The 15,170-nt window shown below is 71.3% G+C and carries 16 protein-coding genes; 12 read left to right on the top strand and 4 right to left on the bottom strand.

Annotation, left to right across the window (positions count from 1 at the left end; translation table 11 throughout):
- Window positions 1–63 precede the first annotated feature (63 nt).
- Complete coding sequence (gene mmpB, locus BIV23_RS53200; protein ID WP_263636389.1) at window positions 64–192, top strand: morphogenic membrane protein MmpB; 129 nt, start codon at window positions 64–66, stop codon at window positions 190–192.
- Between the two features lie 13 nt (window positions 193–205).
- A complete protein-coding gene (locus BIV23_RS14595) occupies window positions 206–823 on the top strand; it encodes a Maf family protein (protein ID WP_071381241.1) in 618 nt (205 codons plus the stop codon).
- On the opposite strand, the gene BIV23_RS14590 is transcribed toward BIV23_RS14595, so the two are convergent.
- On the bottom strand, window positions 795–1,394 hold the full coding sequence (locus tag BIV23_RS14590; protein WP_245790520.1) for a hypothetical protein: 600 nt from the start codon (window positions 1,392–1,394) through the stop codon (window positions 795–797). The two genes, BIV23_RS14595 and BIV23_RS14590, sit on opposite strands and share 29 nt — an antisense overlap.
- 421 nt (window positions 1,395–1,815) lie before the next feature.
- On the opposite strand from BIV23_RS14590, the gene BIV23_RS14585 reads away from it, so the two are divergent.
- The gene (locus BIV23_RS14585; protein WP_071381240.1) at window positions 1,816–3,588 is read left to right on the top strand and encodes an acetyl/propionyl/methylcrotonyl-CoA carboxylase subunit alpha; all 1,773 of its coding nucleotides are present in this window, start codon (window positions 1,816–1,818) and stop codon (window positions 3,586–3,588) included.
- Between the two features lie 188 nt (window positions 3,589–3,776).
- On the opposite strand, the gene BIV23_RS14580 is transcribed toward BIV23_RS14585, so the two are convergent.
- Entirely contained in the window at window positions 3,777–4,709 is a 933-nt protein-coding gene (locus tag BIV23_RS14580; protein WP_079173151.1) for a DeoR/GlpR family DNA-binding transcription regulator, read from the bottom strand.
- Between the two features lie 166 nt (window positions 4,710–4,875).
- Window positions 4,876–6,324: an NAD(P)H-quinone dehydrogenase gene (locus tag BIV23_RS14575; protein ID WP_071381238.1), complete on the bottom strand. Its 1,449-nt coding sequence runs from the start codon at window positions 6,322–6,324 to the stop codon at window positions 4,876–4,878.
- A gap of 116 nt (window positions 6,325–6,440) precedes the next feature.
- Between BIV23_RS14575 and BIV23_RS14570 the strand changes: the two genes are divergently transcribed.
- The 4 genes from BIV23_RS14570 to BIV23_RS14555 all read left to right on the top strand — a co-directional run bounded on the left by BIV23_RS14570 (window position 6,441) and on the right by BIV23_RS14555 (window position 9,859).
- On the top strand, window positions 6,441–6,878 hold the full coding sequence (locus tag BIV23_RS14570) for a gamma-glutamylcyclotransferase family protein (protein WP_071369985.1): 438 nt from the start codon (window positions 6,441–6,443) through the stop codon (window positions 6,876–6,878).
- 50 nt (window positions 6,879–6,928) lie between these two features.
- The gene (locus BIV23_RS14565; RefSeq protein WP_071381237.1) at window positions 6,929–7,207 is read left to right on the top strand and encodes a type II toxin-antitoxin system RelE family toxin; all 279 of its coding nucleotides are present in this window, start codon (window positions 6,929–6,931) and stop codon (window positions 7,205–7,207) included.
- Window positions 7,208–7,316: 109 nt separating this feature from the next.
- The gene (locus tag BIV23_RS14560; protein WP_071369986.1) at window positions 7,317–8,141 is read left to right on the top strand and encodes a purine-nucleoside phosphorylase; all 825 of its coding nucleotides are present in this window, start codon (window positions 7,317–7,319) and stop codon (window positions 8,139–8,141) included.
- Between the two features lie 86 nt (window positions 8,142–8,227).
- A complete protein-coding gene (locus tag BIV23_RS14555) occupies window positions 8,228–9,859 on the top strand; it encodes a phospho-sugar mutase (RefSeq protein WP_071381236.1) in 1,632 nt (543 codons plus the stop codon).
- Between the two features lie 112 nt (window positions 9,860–9,971).
- On the opposite strand, the gene BIV23_RS14550 is transcribed toward BIV23_RS14555, so the two are convergent.
- Complete coding sequence (locus BIV23_RS14550) at window positions 9,972–10,661, bottom strand: PH domain-containing protein (protein WP_071381235.1); 690 nt, start codon at window positions 10,659–10,661, stop codon at window positions 9,972–9,974.
- A 147-nt stretch (window positions 10,662–10,808) separates the two neighbouring features.
- On the opposite strand from BIV23_RS14550, the gene deoC reads away from it, so the two are divergent.
- The 5 genes from deoC (at window position 10,809) to BIV23_RS14525 (ending at window position 15,055) form a co-directional block, all read left to right on the top strand.
- Window positions 10,809–11,768 (top strand): deoxyribose-phosphate aldolase, encoded by a 960-nt coding sequence (gene deoC, locus BIV23_RS14545; RefSeq protein ID WP_071381234.1) that lies wholly within the window; start codon window positions 10,809–10,811, stop codon window positions 11,766–11,768.
- A 5-nt stretch (window positions 11,769–11,773) separates the two neighbouring features.
- Window positions 11,774–13,234, top strand: a complete 1,461-nt coding sequence (locus BIV23_RS14540; RefSeq protein WP_071381233.1) for an aldehyde dehydrogenase family protein — start codon at window positions 11,774–11,776, stop codon at window positions 13,232–13,234.
- Window positions 13,227–14,123 carry an aldehyde dehydrogenase family protein gene (locus tag BIV23_RS14535; RefSeq protein WP_071381232.1) on the top strand — a complete coding sequence of 299 codons (897 nt, stop codon included), beginning with the start codon at window positions 13,227–13,229 and terminating at the stop codon, window positions 14,121–14,123. Before BIV23_RS14540 ends, BIV23_RS14535 begins: the two co-directional genes overlap by 8 nt.
- Before the next feature lie 432 nt (window positions 14,124–14,555).
- Complete coding sequence (locus BIV23_RS14530) at window positions 14,556–14,807, top strand: type II toxin-antitoxin system Phd/YefM family antitoxin (RefSeq protein WP_071381367.1); 252 nt, start codon at window positions 14,556–14,558, stop codon at window positions 14,805–14,807.
- Entirely contained in the window at window positions 14,804–15,055 is a 252-nt protein-coding gene (locus BIV23_RS14525) for a type II toxin-antitoxin system RelE family toxin (RefSeq protein WP_071381231.1), read from the top strand. Before BIV23_RS14530 ends, BIV23_RS14525 begins: the two co-directional genes overlap by 4 nt.
- Window positions 15,056–15,170: the final 115 nt, after the last annotated feature.

The following is a 15,170-nucleotide window of genomic DNA, read 5'->3' as shown; positions in this document are numbered from 1 at the left end:
CGGGCGCCAACATGAGTAGCCGTACTCAGGCGCCCGCCACCCACCGCACCGCACGCTGGACGAGTGCTCTGGTCAGACCCTGAAGACGAGCCGCCGGAGGACCTGCGCGAAGCGCAGGACATGCTCCGGCGGCTCGGTCTCTTCATGGCCGTGGCGATGATCCTGGCGATGCTGGTGATCGGCCTGAGGTGAGTAATCTGACCCCATGACCGCAACGCGCCGCAGGCGACTCATCCTCGCGTCGAAGTCCCCCGCCCGCCTGGGCCTCCTGCGCCAGGCCGGCCTCGAACCCGAGGTGATCGTCAGCGGGGTCGACGAGGACGCCGTCACCGCCCCCACCCCGGCCGAGCTGGCCCTCGCCCTCGCCGAGGCGAAGGCCTCGGTCGTGGCGGCGAAGCCGGAGGTGCACGGCGCCCTGGTGATCGGCTGCGACTCGGTGCTGGAGCTGGACGGCCAGGCCCTCGGCAAGCCCGCCGACGCCGAGGAGGCCACCGCCCGCTGGAAGGCGATGCGCGGCCGGGCCGGCACCCTGCAGACCGGCCACTGCGTCTGGGACACGGAGGCCAACCGGTACGTCGCCGCGGTCGCCTCCACCGTCGTCCGCTTCGGCGAGCCCAGCGACGACGAGATCGCCGCGTACGTCGCCTCCGGCGAGCCCCTCTACGTCGCCGGGGCCTTCACTCTGGACGGCCGTTCGGCTCCGTTCATCGAGGGCATCGACGGCGACCACGGCAACGTGATCGGCATCAGCCTGCCCCTGGTGCGCAAGCTGCTGGCCGAACTGGGCGTCGGCATCACGGAGTTGTGGGCACCGGCCGGATGACGAGCTGAGCGGGCGCGGAGTCCTGCGGGTCCCCGTCCCCGTCCCGGGGTTCGCCGGGGGCCGTACGCGGAGCCGGGACGGCCGCCGCCCCCGGGGCCGCAGCCGCGCCCGGCACACCGGCGGCCGCGGGCTCCCCGCCGACTCCCGCCCCGCCGCCGGAGGTGCCCCGCTGCACCCCGCCGTCACGGTCGTAGGTCATCAGCAGCAGGACGATGAGTCCGAGCACGACCACCATGAACAGGAACGCCGTCCAGCCGACCAGGCCCCAGGCGAACGCCCCCAGCAGGCCGTGCACGACCGCTGCGCTGATCAGCACGACCCGGCCGAAGCCCGCGGGCGCGCGGTCGCGTATCGCGACCACGACGGCCACCAGGGCGCACAGCGCGAAGTAGAGACCGAAGACCACGCCGCCGATCTTCGAGGACGTCGCCATCGTCGACGGGTCGAGGCCGGCCAGCGACATGTCCTGCCGGTCGACGACGATTCCCAGGAACCAGTTCAGCGCCGCGATGAAGACCGCCTCCGCCAGAAGGACGACCGCCACGACCCACGCCACAGGCCTGCGCACCACCGCGGATCCACCCACTCTCGTGCCAGCGTTCCAGTTACCCCAGGTACGCCCACCCGTCGCCCGACCACCGCCCCTCAAGGAGGCCCTTCGGGCCACAGCGCCCTATCCGTACATCGCGAACGCTACTAACGGGTAAACCAGGGGACAAGGGTTCGCGCGCCAGCAAAGAATCATTGGGCCATTCGTAGGGACTCGACAAAGAAACGGAGTGGGGCGCAGCACGCTCTCACAGAGACCTTGACCACATGACAGGGCTAGGGTTTCCGGGAGGAGCCCTGCGTGCTGTGGCGCGACAAGGGGTTTCGCGGTCGAGCGGGCCTCGAATCACGCTCCGTGTGGGCAAGCTCACCATTGGGGACGGGTCGAAGTGCCGTGTCGGCAGTCCCTAAACTCGGCTTGTTTCAAGGAGGGAGCCTCAATCGTGCGCAAGGTGCTCATCGCCAACCGTGGCGAAATCGCTGTCCGCGTGGCCCGGGCCTGCCAGGACGCCGGAATCGCGAGCGTGGCCGTCTACGCCGACCCGGACCGGGACGCTCTGCATGTCCGCGCCGCGGATGAGGCGTTCGCCCTGGGCGGTGACACCCCGGCCACCAGCTACCTGGACATCGCGAAGGTCCTGAACGCGGCGCGCGAGTCGGGGGCGGACGCCATCCACCCCGGCTACGGCTTCCTGTCGGAGAACGCCGACTTCGCGCAGGCCGTGCTGGACGCGGGCCTGATCTGGATCGGCCCGCCGCCGCAGGCCATCCGCGACCTGGGTGACAAGGTGGCGGCCCGTCACATCGCCCAGCGCGCCGGCGCGCCCCTGGTGGCCGGCACCCCGGACCCCGTCTCGGGCGCCGAGGAGGTCGTCGCCTTCGCCGAGCAGCACGGTCTGCCGATCGCGATCAAGGCGGCCTTCGGTGGCGGCGGTCGCGGCCTGAAGGTCGCCCGGACCCTGGAAGAGGTCCCGGAGCTGTACGAGTCGGCGGTGCGCGAGGCGGTCGCCGCCTTCGGCCGCGGCGAGTGCTTCGTCGAGCGTTACCTGGACCGCCCCCGCCACGTGGAGACCCAGTGCCTGGCGGACAAGCACGGCAACGTGGTCGTCGTCTCGACGCGTGACTGCTCGCTCCAGCGCCGGCATCAGAAGCTGGTGGAGGAGGCCCCGGCGCCGTTCCTGACCGACGAGCAGGTCGCCGAGCTGTACCGCGCCTCCAAGGCCATCCTGAAGGAGGCCGCCTACGAGGGCGCGGGCACCTGCGAGTTCCTGGTCGGCCAGGACGGCACGATCTCCTTCCTGGAGGTCAACACCCGCCTCCAGGTGGAGCACCCGGTGACCGAGGAGGTCGCCGGCATCGACCTGGTCCGCGAGATGTTCCGCATCGCCGACGGCGAGGAGCTGGGGTACGACGACCCGGCCCTGCGCGGCCATTCCTTCGAGTTCCGCATCAACGGCGAGGACCCGGGCCGCAACTTCCTCCCGGCCCCCGGCACGGTGACGAGGTTCGACGCGCCGTCCGGCCCCGGTGTCCGCCTGGACGCGGGCGTCGAGTCCGGCTCGGTCATCGGCCCGGCGTGGGACTCCCTGCTGGCCAAGCTGATCGTGACGGGCCGTACCCGCAAGGAGGCCCTTGAGCGGGCCGCCCGTGCCCTGGCCGAGTTCCACGTCGAGGGCATGGCGACGGCGATCCCGTTCCACCGCGCGGTGGTCAAGGACCCGGCCTTCGCCCCCGAACTCACCGGCTCCGCCGACCCGTTCACGGTCCACACCCGCTGGATCGAGACCGAGTTCGTCAACGAGATCAAGCCCTTCGCCGCCCCGGCCGACGCCGAGGCGGAGGAGGAGTCCGGCCGCGAGACGGTCGTCGTCGAGGTGGGCGGCAAGCGCCTGGAGGTCTCCCTCCCCTCGTCGCTCGGCATGTCCCTGGCCCGCACGGGCCTCGCGGCGGGCGCCAAGCCCAAGCGCCGCGCGGCCAAGAAGTCCGGCCCGGTGGCCTCCGGCGACACCCTCGCCTCCCCGATGCAGGGCACGATCGTCAAGATCGCGGTCGAGGAGGGCCAGGAGGTCCAGGAGGGCGACCTGATCGTCGTCCTGGAAGCCATGAAGATGGAGCAGCCGCTGAACGCCCACAAGGCGGGCACCATCAAGGGCCTCGCCGCCGAGGTCGGCGCCTCGGTCACCTCGGGCGCGGCGATCTGCGAGATCAAGGACTGACCGCACGGCTCTGGAAGACGCCCGGTGGACCGGTTCTCCCGGTCCACCGGGCGTTTCGTTTCAGCAGAGGCGGGCCGCGGCCGGCCCAGGGGCGCGGGGAACCGCGCGAGCAACCACGACGACCCGCGCCCGCCGAAGCAGCGCACCCCCTGCGGCGACCGTGCACCAGAGCCGACCGGGTTGAGCGGCTAACGCCGCCGCAGATCAGCGACGCGCCCCCGCTCGGCGCCCGTCGGCTCCCCCATTCCCGCGCCCGAGCGGAGCGGCATGTGCCCCCTGCGCGGCCCCGGCAGGGGAGCGCGGCGGGTCGCCGGGACCTGTTCACCCCCCGGGTTTCCGCTCGCCCCGGCCACGGCGATCTGCACCCCTTGGTCGGCAAGAGCCTGCAGCTCGGTCGCGGCGCGGTCGTCGTGGGGCGGGGGCTCGTCGGTGACCAGGCGGGTGATGAGGTCCGTCGGCACGGTCTGGAACATGGTGTCCGTACCGAGCTTGGTGTGGTCGGCGAGGACCACGACCTCGGCGGCGGCCTGGACGAGCGCCCGGTCGACGGACGCCGAGAGCATGTTGGAGGTGGACAGGCCGCGTTCGGCGGTCAGCCCGCTTCCGGAGAGGAAGGCCTTGGACACCCGCAGCCCCTGGAGGGACTGTTCGGCGCCGGAGCCGACGAGGGCGTAGTTGGAGCCGCGCAGGGTTCCGCCGGTCATCACGACCTCCACCCGGTTGGCATGGGCCAGCGCCTGGGCAACCAACAGGGAGTTGGTGACCACGGTCAGCCCCGGCACCCGGGCGAGCCGGCGGGCCAGCTCCTGTGTGGTCGTACCGGCCCCGACGACGATGGCCTCGCCTTCTTCGACGAGGCCCGCGGCGAGATCGGCGATGGCCGTCTTCTCGGCGGTCGCGAGATGGGACTTCTGGGGGAAGCCCGACTCGCGGGTGAACCCGCCCGGCAGTACCGCACCGCCGTGCCGGCGGTCGAGGAGTCCTTCTGCCTCCAGTGCCCGCACGTCCCGCCGTACGGTCACTTCGGAGGTCTGGACGACGCGGGCGAGCTCACGGAGCGACACGGCACCGTTCGCTCGCACCATTTCGAGAATCAATTGGCGACGTTCAGCAGCGAACACGAAACTGACAGTAACCCCAGCGACCGTCTGCTTTCAGCAGTTTGCGCCGAATAACAGAAGTTGTTCGCATGGTGGGGCGGGAAGTGGTATAGGACCTATCCGCCCCGACTATGCCGTACGCACACGCGGCAACTCCCCGTGACCAGCGGGGAGTCCGGGTCCGCCGTCAGGCCTCGGCGCTCGCCTTGCGGCCGTGCAGCTGACGCGCCACCTCCGCGATCGACCCCGAAAGGGAGGGGTACACGGTGAACGCGTTCGCGATCTGTTCGACCGTCAGATTGTTGTCGACGGCGATCGAGATGGGGTGGATCAGTTCCGAGGCGCGGGGCGCCACGACCACACCGCCCACGACGATACCCGTGCCCGGCCGGCAGAAGATCTTGACGAAGCCGTCCCGGATGCCCTGCATCTTCGCGCGCGGGTTGCGCAGCAGCGGCAGCTTCACCACCCGGGCGTCGATCTTGCCCGCGTCCACGTCCGCCTGCGAGTAGCCGACGGTCGCGATCTCGGGGTCGGTGAAGACGTTGGAGGAGACCGTCTTCAGGTTCAGCGGGGTCACCGCGTCGCCGAGGAAGTGGTACATGGCGATACGTCCCTGCATGGCGGCGACGGACGCGAGCGCGAAGATGCCCGTCACGTCACCGGCCGCGTAGACGCCCGGAGCGGTCGTACGCGAGACCTTGTCGGTCCAGATGTGACCGGACTCGCGCAGCTTGACGCCCGCCTCCTCCAGCCCCAGCCCGGCGCTGTTCGGAATGGCGCCGACGGCCATCAGGCAGTGCGTGCCGCCGATGACGCGCCCGTCGGCGAGCGTCACCTCGACCCGGTCGCCGACGCGCTTGGCGGCCTGCGCGCGGGAGCGGGCCATGACGTTCATGCCACGGCGCCGGAAGACGTCCTCCAGCACCGCGGCGGCGTCCGGGTCCTCACCCGGCAGCACGCGGTCCCGGGACGACACGAGCGTGACCTTGGACCCCAGCGCCTGGTAGGCACCGGCGAACTCGGCACCGGTCACACCGGACCCGACCACGATGAGCTCCTCGGGCAGCTCGGTCAGGTCGTACACCTGGGTCCAGTTGAGGATGCGCTCGCCGTCGGGCTGGGCGTCGGGCAGCTCGCGCGGGTGACCGCCGGTCGCGATGAGGACGGCGTCGGCGGTCAGGGTCTCCTCGGTGCCGTCGGCGGCGGTGACGACGACCTTGCGGGACCCGTCGAGGCCCTGCATGCCCTCCAGCCGGCCGCGCCCGCGCAGCACCCGGGCGCCGGCCCGCGTGACGGAGGCGGTGATGTCGTGCGACTGGGCGAGGGCCAGCCGCTTCACACGGCGGTTGACCTTCCCGAGGTCCACGCCGACCACCCGGGCGGCCTGCTCCAGCGGCGGGGTGTCGTCGGCGACGATGATGCCGAGCTCCTCGTACGACGAGTCGAAGGTCGTCATGACCTCCGCCGTCGCGATGAGAGTCTTCGACGGCACGCAGTCGGTCAGCACCGACGCTCCGCCCAGACCGTCGCAGTCGACGACGGTCACCTCCGCGCCGAGCTGAGCGGCCACCAGCGCCGCTTCGTATCCGCCGGGTCCGCCACCGATGATCACGATCCGAGTCACGTACCCCATTGTCCCGCACGCTTCAAGGTGCTACCGCCCCGGGGCGGACGCGAGTGCCGCAGCAGGCCTTCTGTGGCGGGAGGGAGGGGAGGTCCGCGCGCCGGGGGCTGCCGTACCCTCTCTCCATGTCGCTCTATGCCGCGTACGCCGGCAACCTCGACGCGCGGCTGATGTCGCGCCGCGCACCGCACTCCCCGCTGCGCGCCACCGGCTGGCTGAACGGCTGGCGGCTGACGTTCGGCGGCGAGCAGCTGGGCTGGGAGGGCGCGCTGGCGACGATCGTCGAGGACCCGCTGGCGCAGGTCTTCGTCGGCCTCTACGACATCGCTCCCCTGGACGAGGAGTCCCTCGACCGCTGGGTGGGCGTGGGGCTCGGCATCTACCGCCGCGCACGCGTGCGCGTGCACACCCTGGACGGCGAGGAACCGGCCTGGACGTACGTCCTCGACGGCTACGAGGGCGGACTCCCCTCGGCACGCTACCTGGGCGAGATCGCCGACGCGGCGGAGTCGGCGGGAGCACCCCACGATTACGTGATGGAGCTGCGCAAGCGGCCCTGCTGACCGGGACCGGCTTCTAGACTCGGAACACCGGCGCGCCAACGGGAGGTCGCATGGCCCCGCCCACATATGACGTCTACTACACGGTGCAGGCCGCGGAGGCCCGCGACCGGCTGGACGACCGGCAGCGCGCCGCCTTCGACAAGGGCATCGCCCTGCTGGCCCGCGACCCCTTCCTGCCGGTGTCGCGGCCCATAGGGTCCACCGGCGACGACCGCACGATCCGCCTCACCCAGAACATCCTGGTGGAGTACACCGTCAGCCGCGGCCGTCTGCTGATCTTCATCGTCGAGGTCTTCAACGACAAGGACGTCCTCATCACCGACGAATGACACCCGACCGCCCGCGGCCTCCCCTCGTCGGAAACGACAAGACAACGATCGCGATCCCGTGACGTCTGTCATCTACGCGCGTAGGCGAAGAGCGGCTACCCTCGACGACGTGAACGCATCTCTTCTTCCGGACGACATCCAGGGCGACCCGTACGCCGCCGCCGACGCCGCCGCCGCGCGCCTGCGCGAACTCACCGGCGCCGAGACCCACGACGTCGCCCTCGTGATGGGCTCCGGCTGGGCTCCGGCCGTCGACGCCCTGGGCGCGCCCGACGCCGAGTTCCAGGTCACCGAGCTGCCCGGCTTCCCGCCGCCGGCCGTCCAGGGGCACGGCGGCAAGATCCGCTCGTACTCCTTCGGTGACAAGCGCGCGCTCGTCTTCCTGGGCCGCACGCACTACTACGAGGGCCGTGGCGTCGCCGCCGTCGCCCACGGCGTCCGCACCGCCGTGGCCGCCGGCTGCAAGACCATCGTCCTCACCAACGGCTGCGGCGGCCTGCGCGAGGGCATGCGCCCCGGCCAGCCGGTCCTGATCAGCGACCACATCAACCTCACGGCCACCTCCCCGATCGTCGGCGCCAACTTCGTCGACCTGACGGACCTCTACTCCCCGCGCCTGCGCGCCCTGTGCAAGGAGATCGACCCCTCCCTGGAGGAGGGCGTCTACGCGCAGTTCCCCGGCCCGCACTACGAGACCCCGGCCGAGATCCGCATGGCCCGCGTCATCGGCGCGGACCTGGTCGGCATGTCCACGGTCCTGGAGGCCATCGCCGCCCGCGAGGCCGGCGCCGAGGTGCTGGGCATCTCCCTGGTCACCAACCTGGCCGCGGGCATGACCGGCGAGCCCCTCAACCACGAGGAGGTCCTCCAGGCGGGCCGCGACTCCGCCGCGCGGATGGGCCAGCTGCTGGGCCAGGTGCTGGGCAAGCTGTAAGCGCCGCCGAGCCCGTCCGGGCGGGTGGGCGAACGGGGGGCGCAGCCCCCAGTGGAGCAGGCAAACACGGAGAGGTTGATCCCAAGGTGCACGACGATCTCATCGCCCGGGCCACGTCATGGCTCGCCGAGGACCCCGACGCGGAGACGCGCGACGAACTCGCCAAGCTGATCGACGCCGGTGACGTCGCGGAACTGTCGGCCCGGTTCTCCGGCACCCTCCAGTTCGGCACCGCGGGTCTGCGCGGCGAACTCGGCGCCGGCCCGATGCGCATGAACCGCAGTGTCGTCGTCCGGGCCGCCGCCGGCCTCGCCGCGTACCTGAAGAAGAGCGGCCACGCCGGCGGACTCGTCGTCGTCGGCTACGACGCCCGCCACAAGTCCGCCGACTTCGCGCGCGACACCGCCGCCGTGATGACCGGCGCCGGCCTGCGCGCCGCCGTACTCCCCCGCCCGCTGCCCACCCCCGTGCTCGCCTTCGCCATACGGCACCTCGGCGCGGTCGCGGGCGTGGAGGTCACCGCCAGCCACAACCCGCCCCGGGACAACGGCTACAAGGTGTACCTCGGCGACGGCTCCCAGATCGTGCCGCCCGCCGACGCGGAGATCGCCGCCGAGATCGACGCGATCGCACGCCTCGACGACGTACCGCGCCCGGAGTCCGGCTGGCAGACCCTGGACGAGTCGGTCCTGGAGGCGTACCTGGCCCGTACGGACGCGGTGCTGGCCCCCGGCTCCCCCCGCACCGCCCGCACGGTCTACACGGCGATGCACGGCGTCGGCAAGGACGTCCTGCTGGCCGCGTTCGCCCGCGCCGGCTTCCCCGCTCCGGTGCTGGTCGCCGAGCAGGCCGAGCCCGACCCCGACTTCCCGACGGTCGCCTTCCCCAACCCGGAGGAGCCGGGCGCGATGGACCTGTCGTTCGCGCAGGCCCGCGCCACCGGCCCGGACCTGATCATCGCCAACGACCCCGACGCCGACCGCTGTGCCGTCGCCGTGCAGGACGGCGCCGACTGGCGGATGCTGCGCGGCGACGAGGTCGGCGCGCTGCTCGCCGCCCACCTGGTCCGCCGGGGCGCGACCGGCGTGTTCGCCGAGTCGATCGTCTCCTCCTCCCTCCTCGGCCGCATCGCCGAGAAGGCGGGCCTGCCCTACGAGGAGACCCTGACCGGCTTCAAGTGGATCGCCCGCGTCGACGGCCTGCGCTACGGCTACGAGGAGGCCCTCGGCTACTGCGTGGACCCCGAGGGCGTGCGCGACAAGGACGGCATCACGGCGGCCCTGCTGATCACGGAGCTGGCCTCGGTCCTCAAGGAGGACGGCCGTACCCTCCTCGACCTCCTCGACGACCTCGCCGTCGAACACGGCCTGCACGCCACCGACCAGCTCTCGGTCCGCGTCCAGGACCTCTCCCTGATCGCCGACGCCATGCGCCGCCTGCGCGAGCAGCCGCCGACCGAGCTGGCGGGCCTGCCGATCATGCGGTCCGAGGACCTGACCCGGGGCACGGCCGAGCTGCCCCCGACCGACGGCCTGCGCTACACCCTCGACGGCGCCCGCGTGATCGTCCGCCCGAGCGGCACCGAGCCGAAACTGAAGTGCTACCTGGAGGTCGTCGTCCCGGTCCCGGACCACGCCGGCCTCCCGGCGGCGCACGCGCGAGCGGGCGAACTCCTGACCGCGATCAAGCGGGACCTGTCGGCGGCGGCCGGCATCTGAGGCGTACGACATCGACGGGGTGCCCCGGAGAACCGGGGCACCCCGTTTCGTTGTTCCCGGCACCAGCGGCGCCGCGAATGCACGCGATGACGGAACGGAAAGCCCCGGGCCCTCAGCCCGTCGCCAGCAGGATCGCGAGCAGGATCGCGCCCGCCACCGCCGGCGCGGCCACCTCGTAGGCCCAGCGCACGGTGATCTCCCCCTGCGCCGACTCCGCCTCGCCGCGCCGTTCCAGCAGTTCGCGCAGCTCGTCCATGGCCTGGTCGGACTCCGCGCGGGTCGTGCCGGCCGGGGTGAGGCCGCCGCCGACGGCACCGAAGCCGCCGAAGCCGCCCAGCCCGCCGAGGCCGCGTCGTGCGGGCTCGTCGCCGCGGGCCGCGTCCGCCGCCGCCCGCGCCTTGCGCATCTCCGCCTTCTTGCGGCCCCGCAGCGAGACGGGCAGCGCCCACAGCTGGTACTTGCCGCCCCCCTTCACGACGACCTCGTTGGAGTAGCCGGAGCGCAGGGCGGCGATCTCGCCCCAGGGCAGGCTGATCACGCGGAAGGGGTTGCGGATCCGCATCCGGTCCTCGCCCGCGTAGACCGCCGGGCGCAGCGTGAAGGCGATCACCAGCGGCACGACCAGGATCATCCCGGCGAGCGCCAGCCACGGCGCGCGGCCGTGTCCCCGGAACAGGGCGTCGAAGCCCAGCCAGAGGATGACGGCGAGCAGCAGCACGCCGCCCACGAGCGCCATCGGCGAGCGGTAGACCCGGTCCTTCACGGTGAGGGACGCGGGTGGCTGGTGGTCCGGGGTCGTCATGGCCCCGATTCTGCACGACATCCCCGGCAGCGGCCCACACACCCCGGCACCGGCGCTCATCCGTGACCTCCGAACGAGAGATGAGCAGCACAGGGCATCCCGGGGGTATACATCCGCTACGCGCGTAGATATGCTCGTCTGGTGACCATGCCCACTACTGCTCCCCCAGCACACGCGCTCGCCGACGTCACCGCGTCCGACAGCACGCTGCGCCGCTTCCTGCACGGGCTGCCCGGCGTCGACGCGGTCGGCCTGGAGGCGCGGGCCGCGTCTCTCGGCACCCGTTCCATCAAGACCACCGCGAAGGCGTACGCCATCGACCTCGCCATCTCGATGGTCGACCTGACGACGCTGGAAGGCGCGGACACCCCGGGCAAGGTCCGGGCGCTCGGCGCCAAGGCGGTCCATCCCGACCCGACGGACCGGACGACCCCGGCCACGGCGGCCGTCTGCGTCTACCCCGACATGGTGGCCGTCGCCAAGGAGGCCGTCGCCGGTTCCGGCGTGAAGGTCGCCTCGGTCGCCACCGCCTTCCCGGCCGGCCGCGCCGCGCTCGACGTGAAGCTGGCCGACGTCCGCGACGCCGTCGCCGCGGGCGCGGACGAGATCGACATGGTCATCGACCGGGGCGCGTTCCTCGCCGGCAAGTACCTGAAGGTGTACGACGAGATCGTCGCCGTGAAGCAGGCCTGCGGCACGAGCGCCCGGCTGAAGGTCATCTTCGAGACCGGCGAGCTGTCGACGTACGACAACATCCGCCGCGCCTCCTGGCTCGGCATGCTCGCCGGCGCCGACTTCATCAAGACCTCGACGGGCAAGGTGGCGGTCAACGCGACCCCCGCCAACACCCTGCTGATGCTGGAGGCCGTACGGGACTTCCGCGCGCAGACCGGTGTCCAGGTCGGTGTGAAGCCGGCCGGCGGCATCCGCACCACCAAGGACGCCGTCAAGTTCCTGGTCCTGGTCAACGAGACCGCGGGCGAGGACTGGCTGGACAACCACTGGTTCCGCTTCGGCGCCTCCTCGCTCCTGAACGACCTGCTGATGCAGCGTCAGAAGCTGGCCACCGGCCGCTACTCCGGCCCCGACTACGTGACGGTGGACTGATCACCATGACCGAAAAGCTCACGGAAAAGCGGTCTGCCGCGTTCGCGTACGCGCCGGCGCCCGAGTCACGCTCGGTCGTCGACATCGCCCCCTCCTACGGCCTGTTCATCGACGGCGAGTTCACCGAGGCGGCCGACGGCAAGGTCTTCAAGACGGTCAGCCCGTCGACGGAAGAGGTCCTCTCCGAGGTCGCCCAGGCGGGCGAGGCCGACGTCGAGCGCGCCGTGAAGGCCGCCCGCAAGGCGTTCGAGAAGTGGTCGGCGCTGCCCGGCTCCGAGCGCGCCAAGTACCTGTTCCGCATCGCCCGGATCATCCAGGAGCGCAGCCGCGAGCTGGCCGTCCTGGAGACGCTGGACAACGGCAAGCCGATCAAGGAGACCCGCGACGCGGACCTCCCGCTGGTCGCCGCGCACTTCTTCTACTACGCGGGCTGGGCCGACAAGCTCGACCACGCCGGCTTCGGCGCGAGCCCGCGGCCGCTCGGCGTCGCGGGCCAGGTCATCCCGTGGAACTTCCCCCTCCTGATGCTGGCGTGGAAGATCGCCCCGGCCCTCGCGACCGGCAACACGGTCGTCCTGAAGCCGGCGGAGACCACTCCCCTCTCGGCCCTGTTCTTCGCGGACATCTGCCGCCAGGCGGGCCTGCCGAAGGGCGTCGTCAACATCCTTCCCGGCTACGGCGACGCGGGGGCCGCCCTCGTCGCGCACCCGGACGTCGACAAGGTCGCCTTCACGGGTTCGACGGCCGTGGGCAAGGAGATCGCCCGTACGGTCGCCGGTACGTCGAAGAAGCTCACCCTCGAACTCGGCGGCAAGGGCGCCAACATCGTCTTCGACGACGCACCCGTGGACCAGGCCGTCGAGGGCATCGTGACGGGCATCTTCTTCAACCAGGGCCAGGTCTGCTGCGCGGGCAGCCGTCTGCTGGTGCAGGAGTCGATCCAGGACGAGCTGCTGGACTCCCTCAAGCGCCGCCTGTCCACGCTCCGCCTCGGCGACCCGCTGGACAAGAACACCGACATCGGCGCGATCAACTCCGCCGAGCAGCTGGCCCGGATCACCGCGCTGGCCGAGCGGGGCGAGGCGGAGGGCGCCGAGCGCTGGTCCCCGGCCTGCGAACTGCCCACCTCCGGCTACTGGTTCGCCCCGACGCTCTTCACGAACGTCACCCAGGCGCACACCATCGCCCGCGACGAGATCTTCGGCCCGGTGCTGTCCGTCCTCACCTTCCGCACCCCGGACGAGGCCGTCGCCAAGGCCAACAACACCCAGTACGGCCTGTCCGCGGGCATCTGGACGGAGAAGGGCTCGCGGATCCTGGCGGTGGCGGGCAAGCTCCGCGCGGGCGTGATCTGGTCCAACACGTTCAACAAGTTCGACCCGACCTCGCCGTTCGGCGGTTACAAGGAGTCGGGCTTCGGCCGCGAGGGCGGCCGCCATGGCCTGGAGGCATACCTCGATGTCTGACCGCACCAATGAGCGTCTGAGCGTCTTCAAGACCTACAAGCTGTACGTCGGCGGGAAGTTCCCGCGTTCCGAGAGCGGCCGGGTGTACGAGGTGACGGACTCGAAGGGCAACTGGCTGGCCAACGCTCCGCGGTCCAGCCGCAAGGACGCCCGGGACGCGGTCGTCGCCGCCCGCAAGGCGTTCGGCGGCTGGTCCGGCGCGACGGCGTACAACCGCGGCCAGGTCCTCTACCGCGTCGCGGAGATGCTGGAGGGCCGCCGCGAGCAGTTCGTGCGCGAGGTCGCCGACGCCGAGGGCCTGTCGAAGTCGAAGGCGGCGGCGGTCGTGGACGCCACGATCGACCGCTGGGTCTGGTACGCGGGCTGGACCGACAAGATCGCCCAGGTGATCGGCGGCAGCAACCCGGTCGCGGGCCCGTTCTTCAACCTCTCCTCGCCCGAGCCGACGGGAGTCGTGGCCGTCCTGGCCCCGCAGGAGTCGTCGTTCCTGGGCCTGGTGTCGGTCCTCGCCCCCGTGATCGCCACCGGCAACACCGCGGTCGTGGTCGCGAGCGAGAAGTCCCCGCTCCCCGCCCTCTCCCTGGGCGAGGTCCTGGCCACCTCCGACGTCCCGGGCGGCGTGGTCAACGTCCTGTCCGGTCGTACGGCGGAGATCGCGGCCCCGCTGGCCGCGCACCAGGACGTCAACGCGATCGACCTGGCCGGTGCGGACGCGGAACTGGCCAAGGAGCTCGAGATCTCCGCGGCCGACAACCTGAAGCGGGTCCTGCGTCCACAGGCTGTGGATTACTCCGAGACGCCGGGGACCGAGCGGATGACGGCGTTCCTGGAGACGAAGACGGTGTGGCATCCGACGGGCTCACTGGGGGCGTCGGGGTCGTCGTACTGACGGCCACCCGCCGAGCAAGGGCTGCGTCCTCCCTCCGTCCGGGGAAGACGCAGCCCTCTCGCTTCACGCCAAGGCAGTCCGCGTCACACCTCCGTGCTGTGTGACCCGCGGTCTGCAATCGACCTTGCCCGCACCTCTGACGAATGCCTCGTCTGTCGGGCACGGAGGCCGGACCGTGCCGAATCACCCGGAGCCGTCCCGCGCGAACGCGGGCTGCTCCGTGAGCGGCAATGCGGCGTCCGGTACGGCCTCGGGCTCATCTGCCCGCCCAGCTCGGGGTGGGTGTCCAGCGCCCACGGGGTTCCCGCCAGGCGACACGTGTTCCTTCCGTTCGGACGGAACACCGGCATCTTCGGCGCGGCAGGCCAAAGCCACGCCCACACATAGACACATGCATTGCTCACAAGAGCAATCTAGTGGCACCATATGCGCATGGTTCAGATTGCCATCAGTGCCGCCCGCTCCCAGCTCGGCGACCTGGTCCGCCGCGCCGCTCACAGCCGCGAGACCATCGCCCTCACCGACCACGGCCACGTCGCCGCCCTGCTTATCTCACCCCAAGTGATAGAGGACCTCGAAGACGCCTTGGCGGTGGCCGAGTACAGACTGAAGAAGGAGCAGGGCACGCTGGAGCCGGGCATCCCGCACGAAGAGGTCGGCAGGATGCTGGGGTTGCGTAAGTGACCTACGAGATCATTTGGGAACCGCGCGCCACCGACGCGGCCGTGCGGTTCCTCAAGGACGACCCGGTCGGCCTGGCTGCCGTCTACGAGGCCGTGGACGCCCTGGCCAACGAGCCCCGACCACGCGGCTCCATCCCCTACGGGTCGCAAGACGTGCGACGCCTACACGTCGGCGACTACCGGGTGCTGTACATCATCGATAACGAAGTGATCCGCATCATGGTCACCCACCTGGGCCGGACCGCTTGAACAAAAACCCGAGAGCCGCACCTTCCCCCATCGGGGCAGTGCGGCTCTCTTCGTGCGGTACTCAGCGGCCACTCGGCAACCCCGTCACCAACTCCACCCCGGGCACCGCCCCACG

The sequence above is a fragment of the Streptomyces monashensis genome, from assembly GCF_001866665.1.
GTDB lineage: Bacteria > Actinomycetota > Actinomycetes > Streptomycetales > Streptomycetaceae > Streptomyces > Streptomyces monashensis.
This window is presented reverse-complemented; position numbering and strand designations above follow the sequence as displayed.

Excerpts from the sequence above, each read along its gene's own strand:
- BIV23_RS14595 (WP_071381241.1), top strand. The coding sequence starts at position 206 with ATGACCGCAACGCGCCGCAGGCGACTCATCCTCGCGTCGAAGTCCCCC.
- BIV23_RS14575 (WP_071381238.1), bottom strand. The coding sequence starts at position 6,324 with ATGGGGTACGTGACTCGGATCGTGATCATCGGTGGCGGACCCGGCGGA.
- BIV23_RS14570 (WP_071369985.1), top strand. The coding sequence starts at position 6,441 with ATGTCGCTCTATGCCGCGTACGCCGGCAACCTCGACGCGCGGCTGATG.
- BIV23_RS14565 (WP_071381237.1), top strand. The coding sequence starts at position 6,929 with ATGGCCCCGCCCACATATGACGTCTACTACACGGTGCAGGCCGCGGAG.
- BIV23_RS14550 (WP_071381235.1), bottom strand. The coding sequence starts at position 10,661 with ATGACGACCCCGGACCACCAGCCACCCGCGTCCCTCACCGTGAAGGAC.
- deoC (WP_071381234.1), top strand. The coding sequence starts at position 10,809 with ATGCCCACTACTGCTCCCCCAGCACACGCGCTCGCCGACGTCACCGCG.
- BIV23_RS14540 (WP_071381233.1), top strand. The coding sequence starts at position 11,774 with ATGACCGAAAAGCTCACGGAAAAGCGGTCTGCCGCGTTCGCGTACGCG.
- BIV23_RS14535 (WP_071381232.1), top strand. The coding sequence starts at position 13,227 with ATGTCTGACCGCACCAATGAGCGTCTGAGCGTCTTCAAGACCTACAAG.
- BIV23_RS14530 (WP_071381367.1), top strand. The coding sequence starts at position 14,556 with ATGGTTCAGATTGCCATCAGTGCCGCCCGCTCCCAGCTCGGCGACCTG.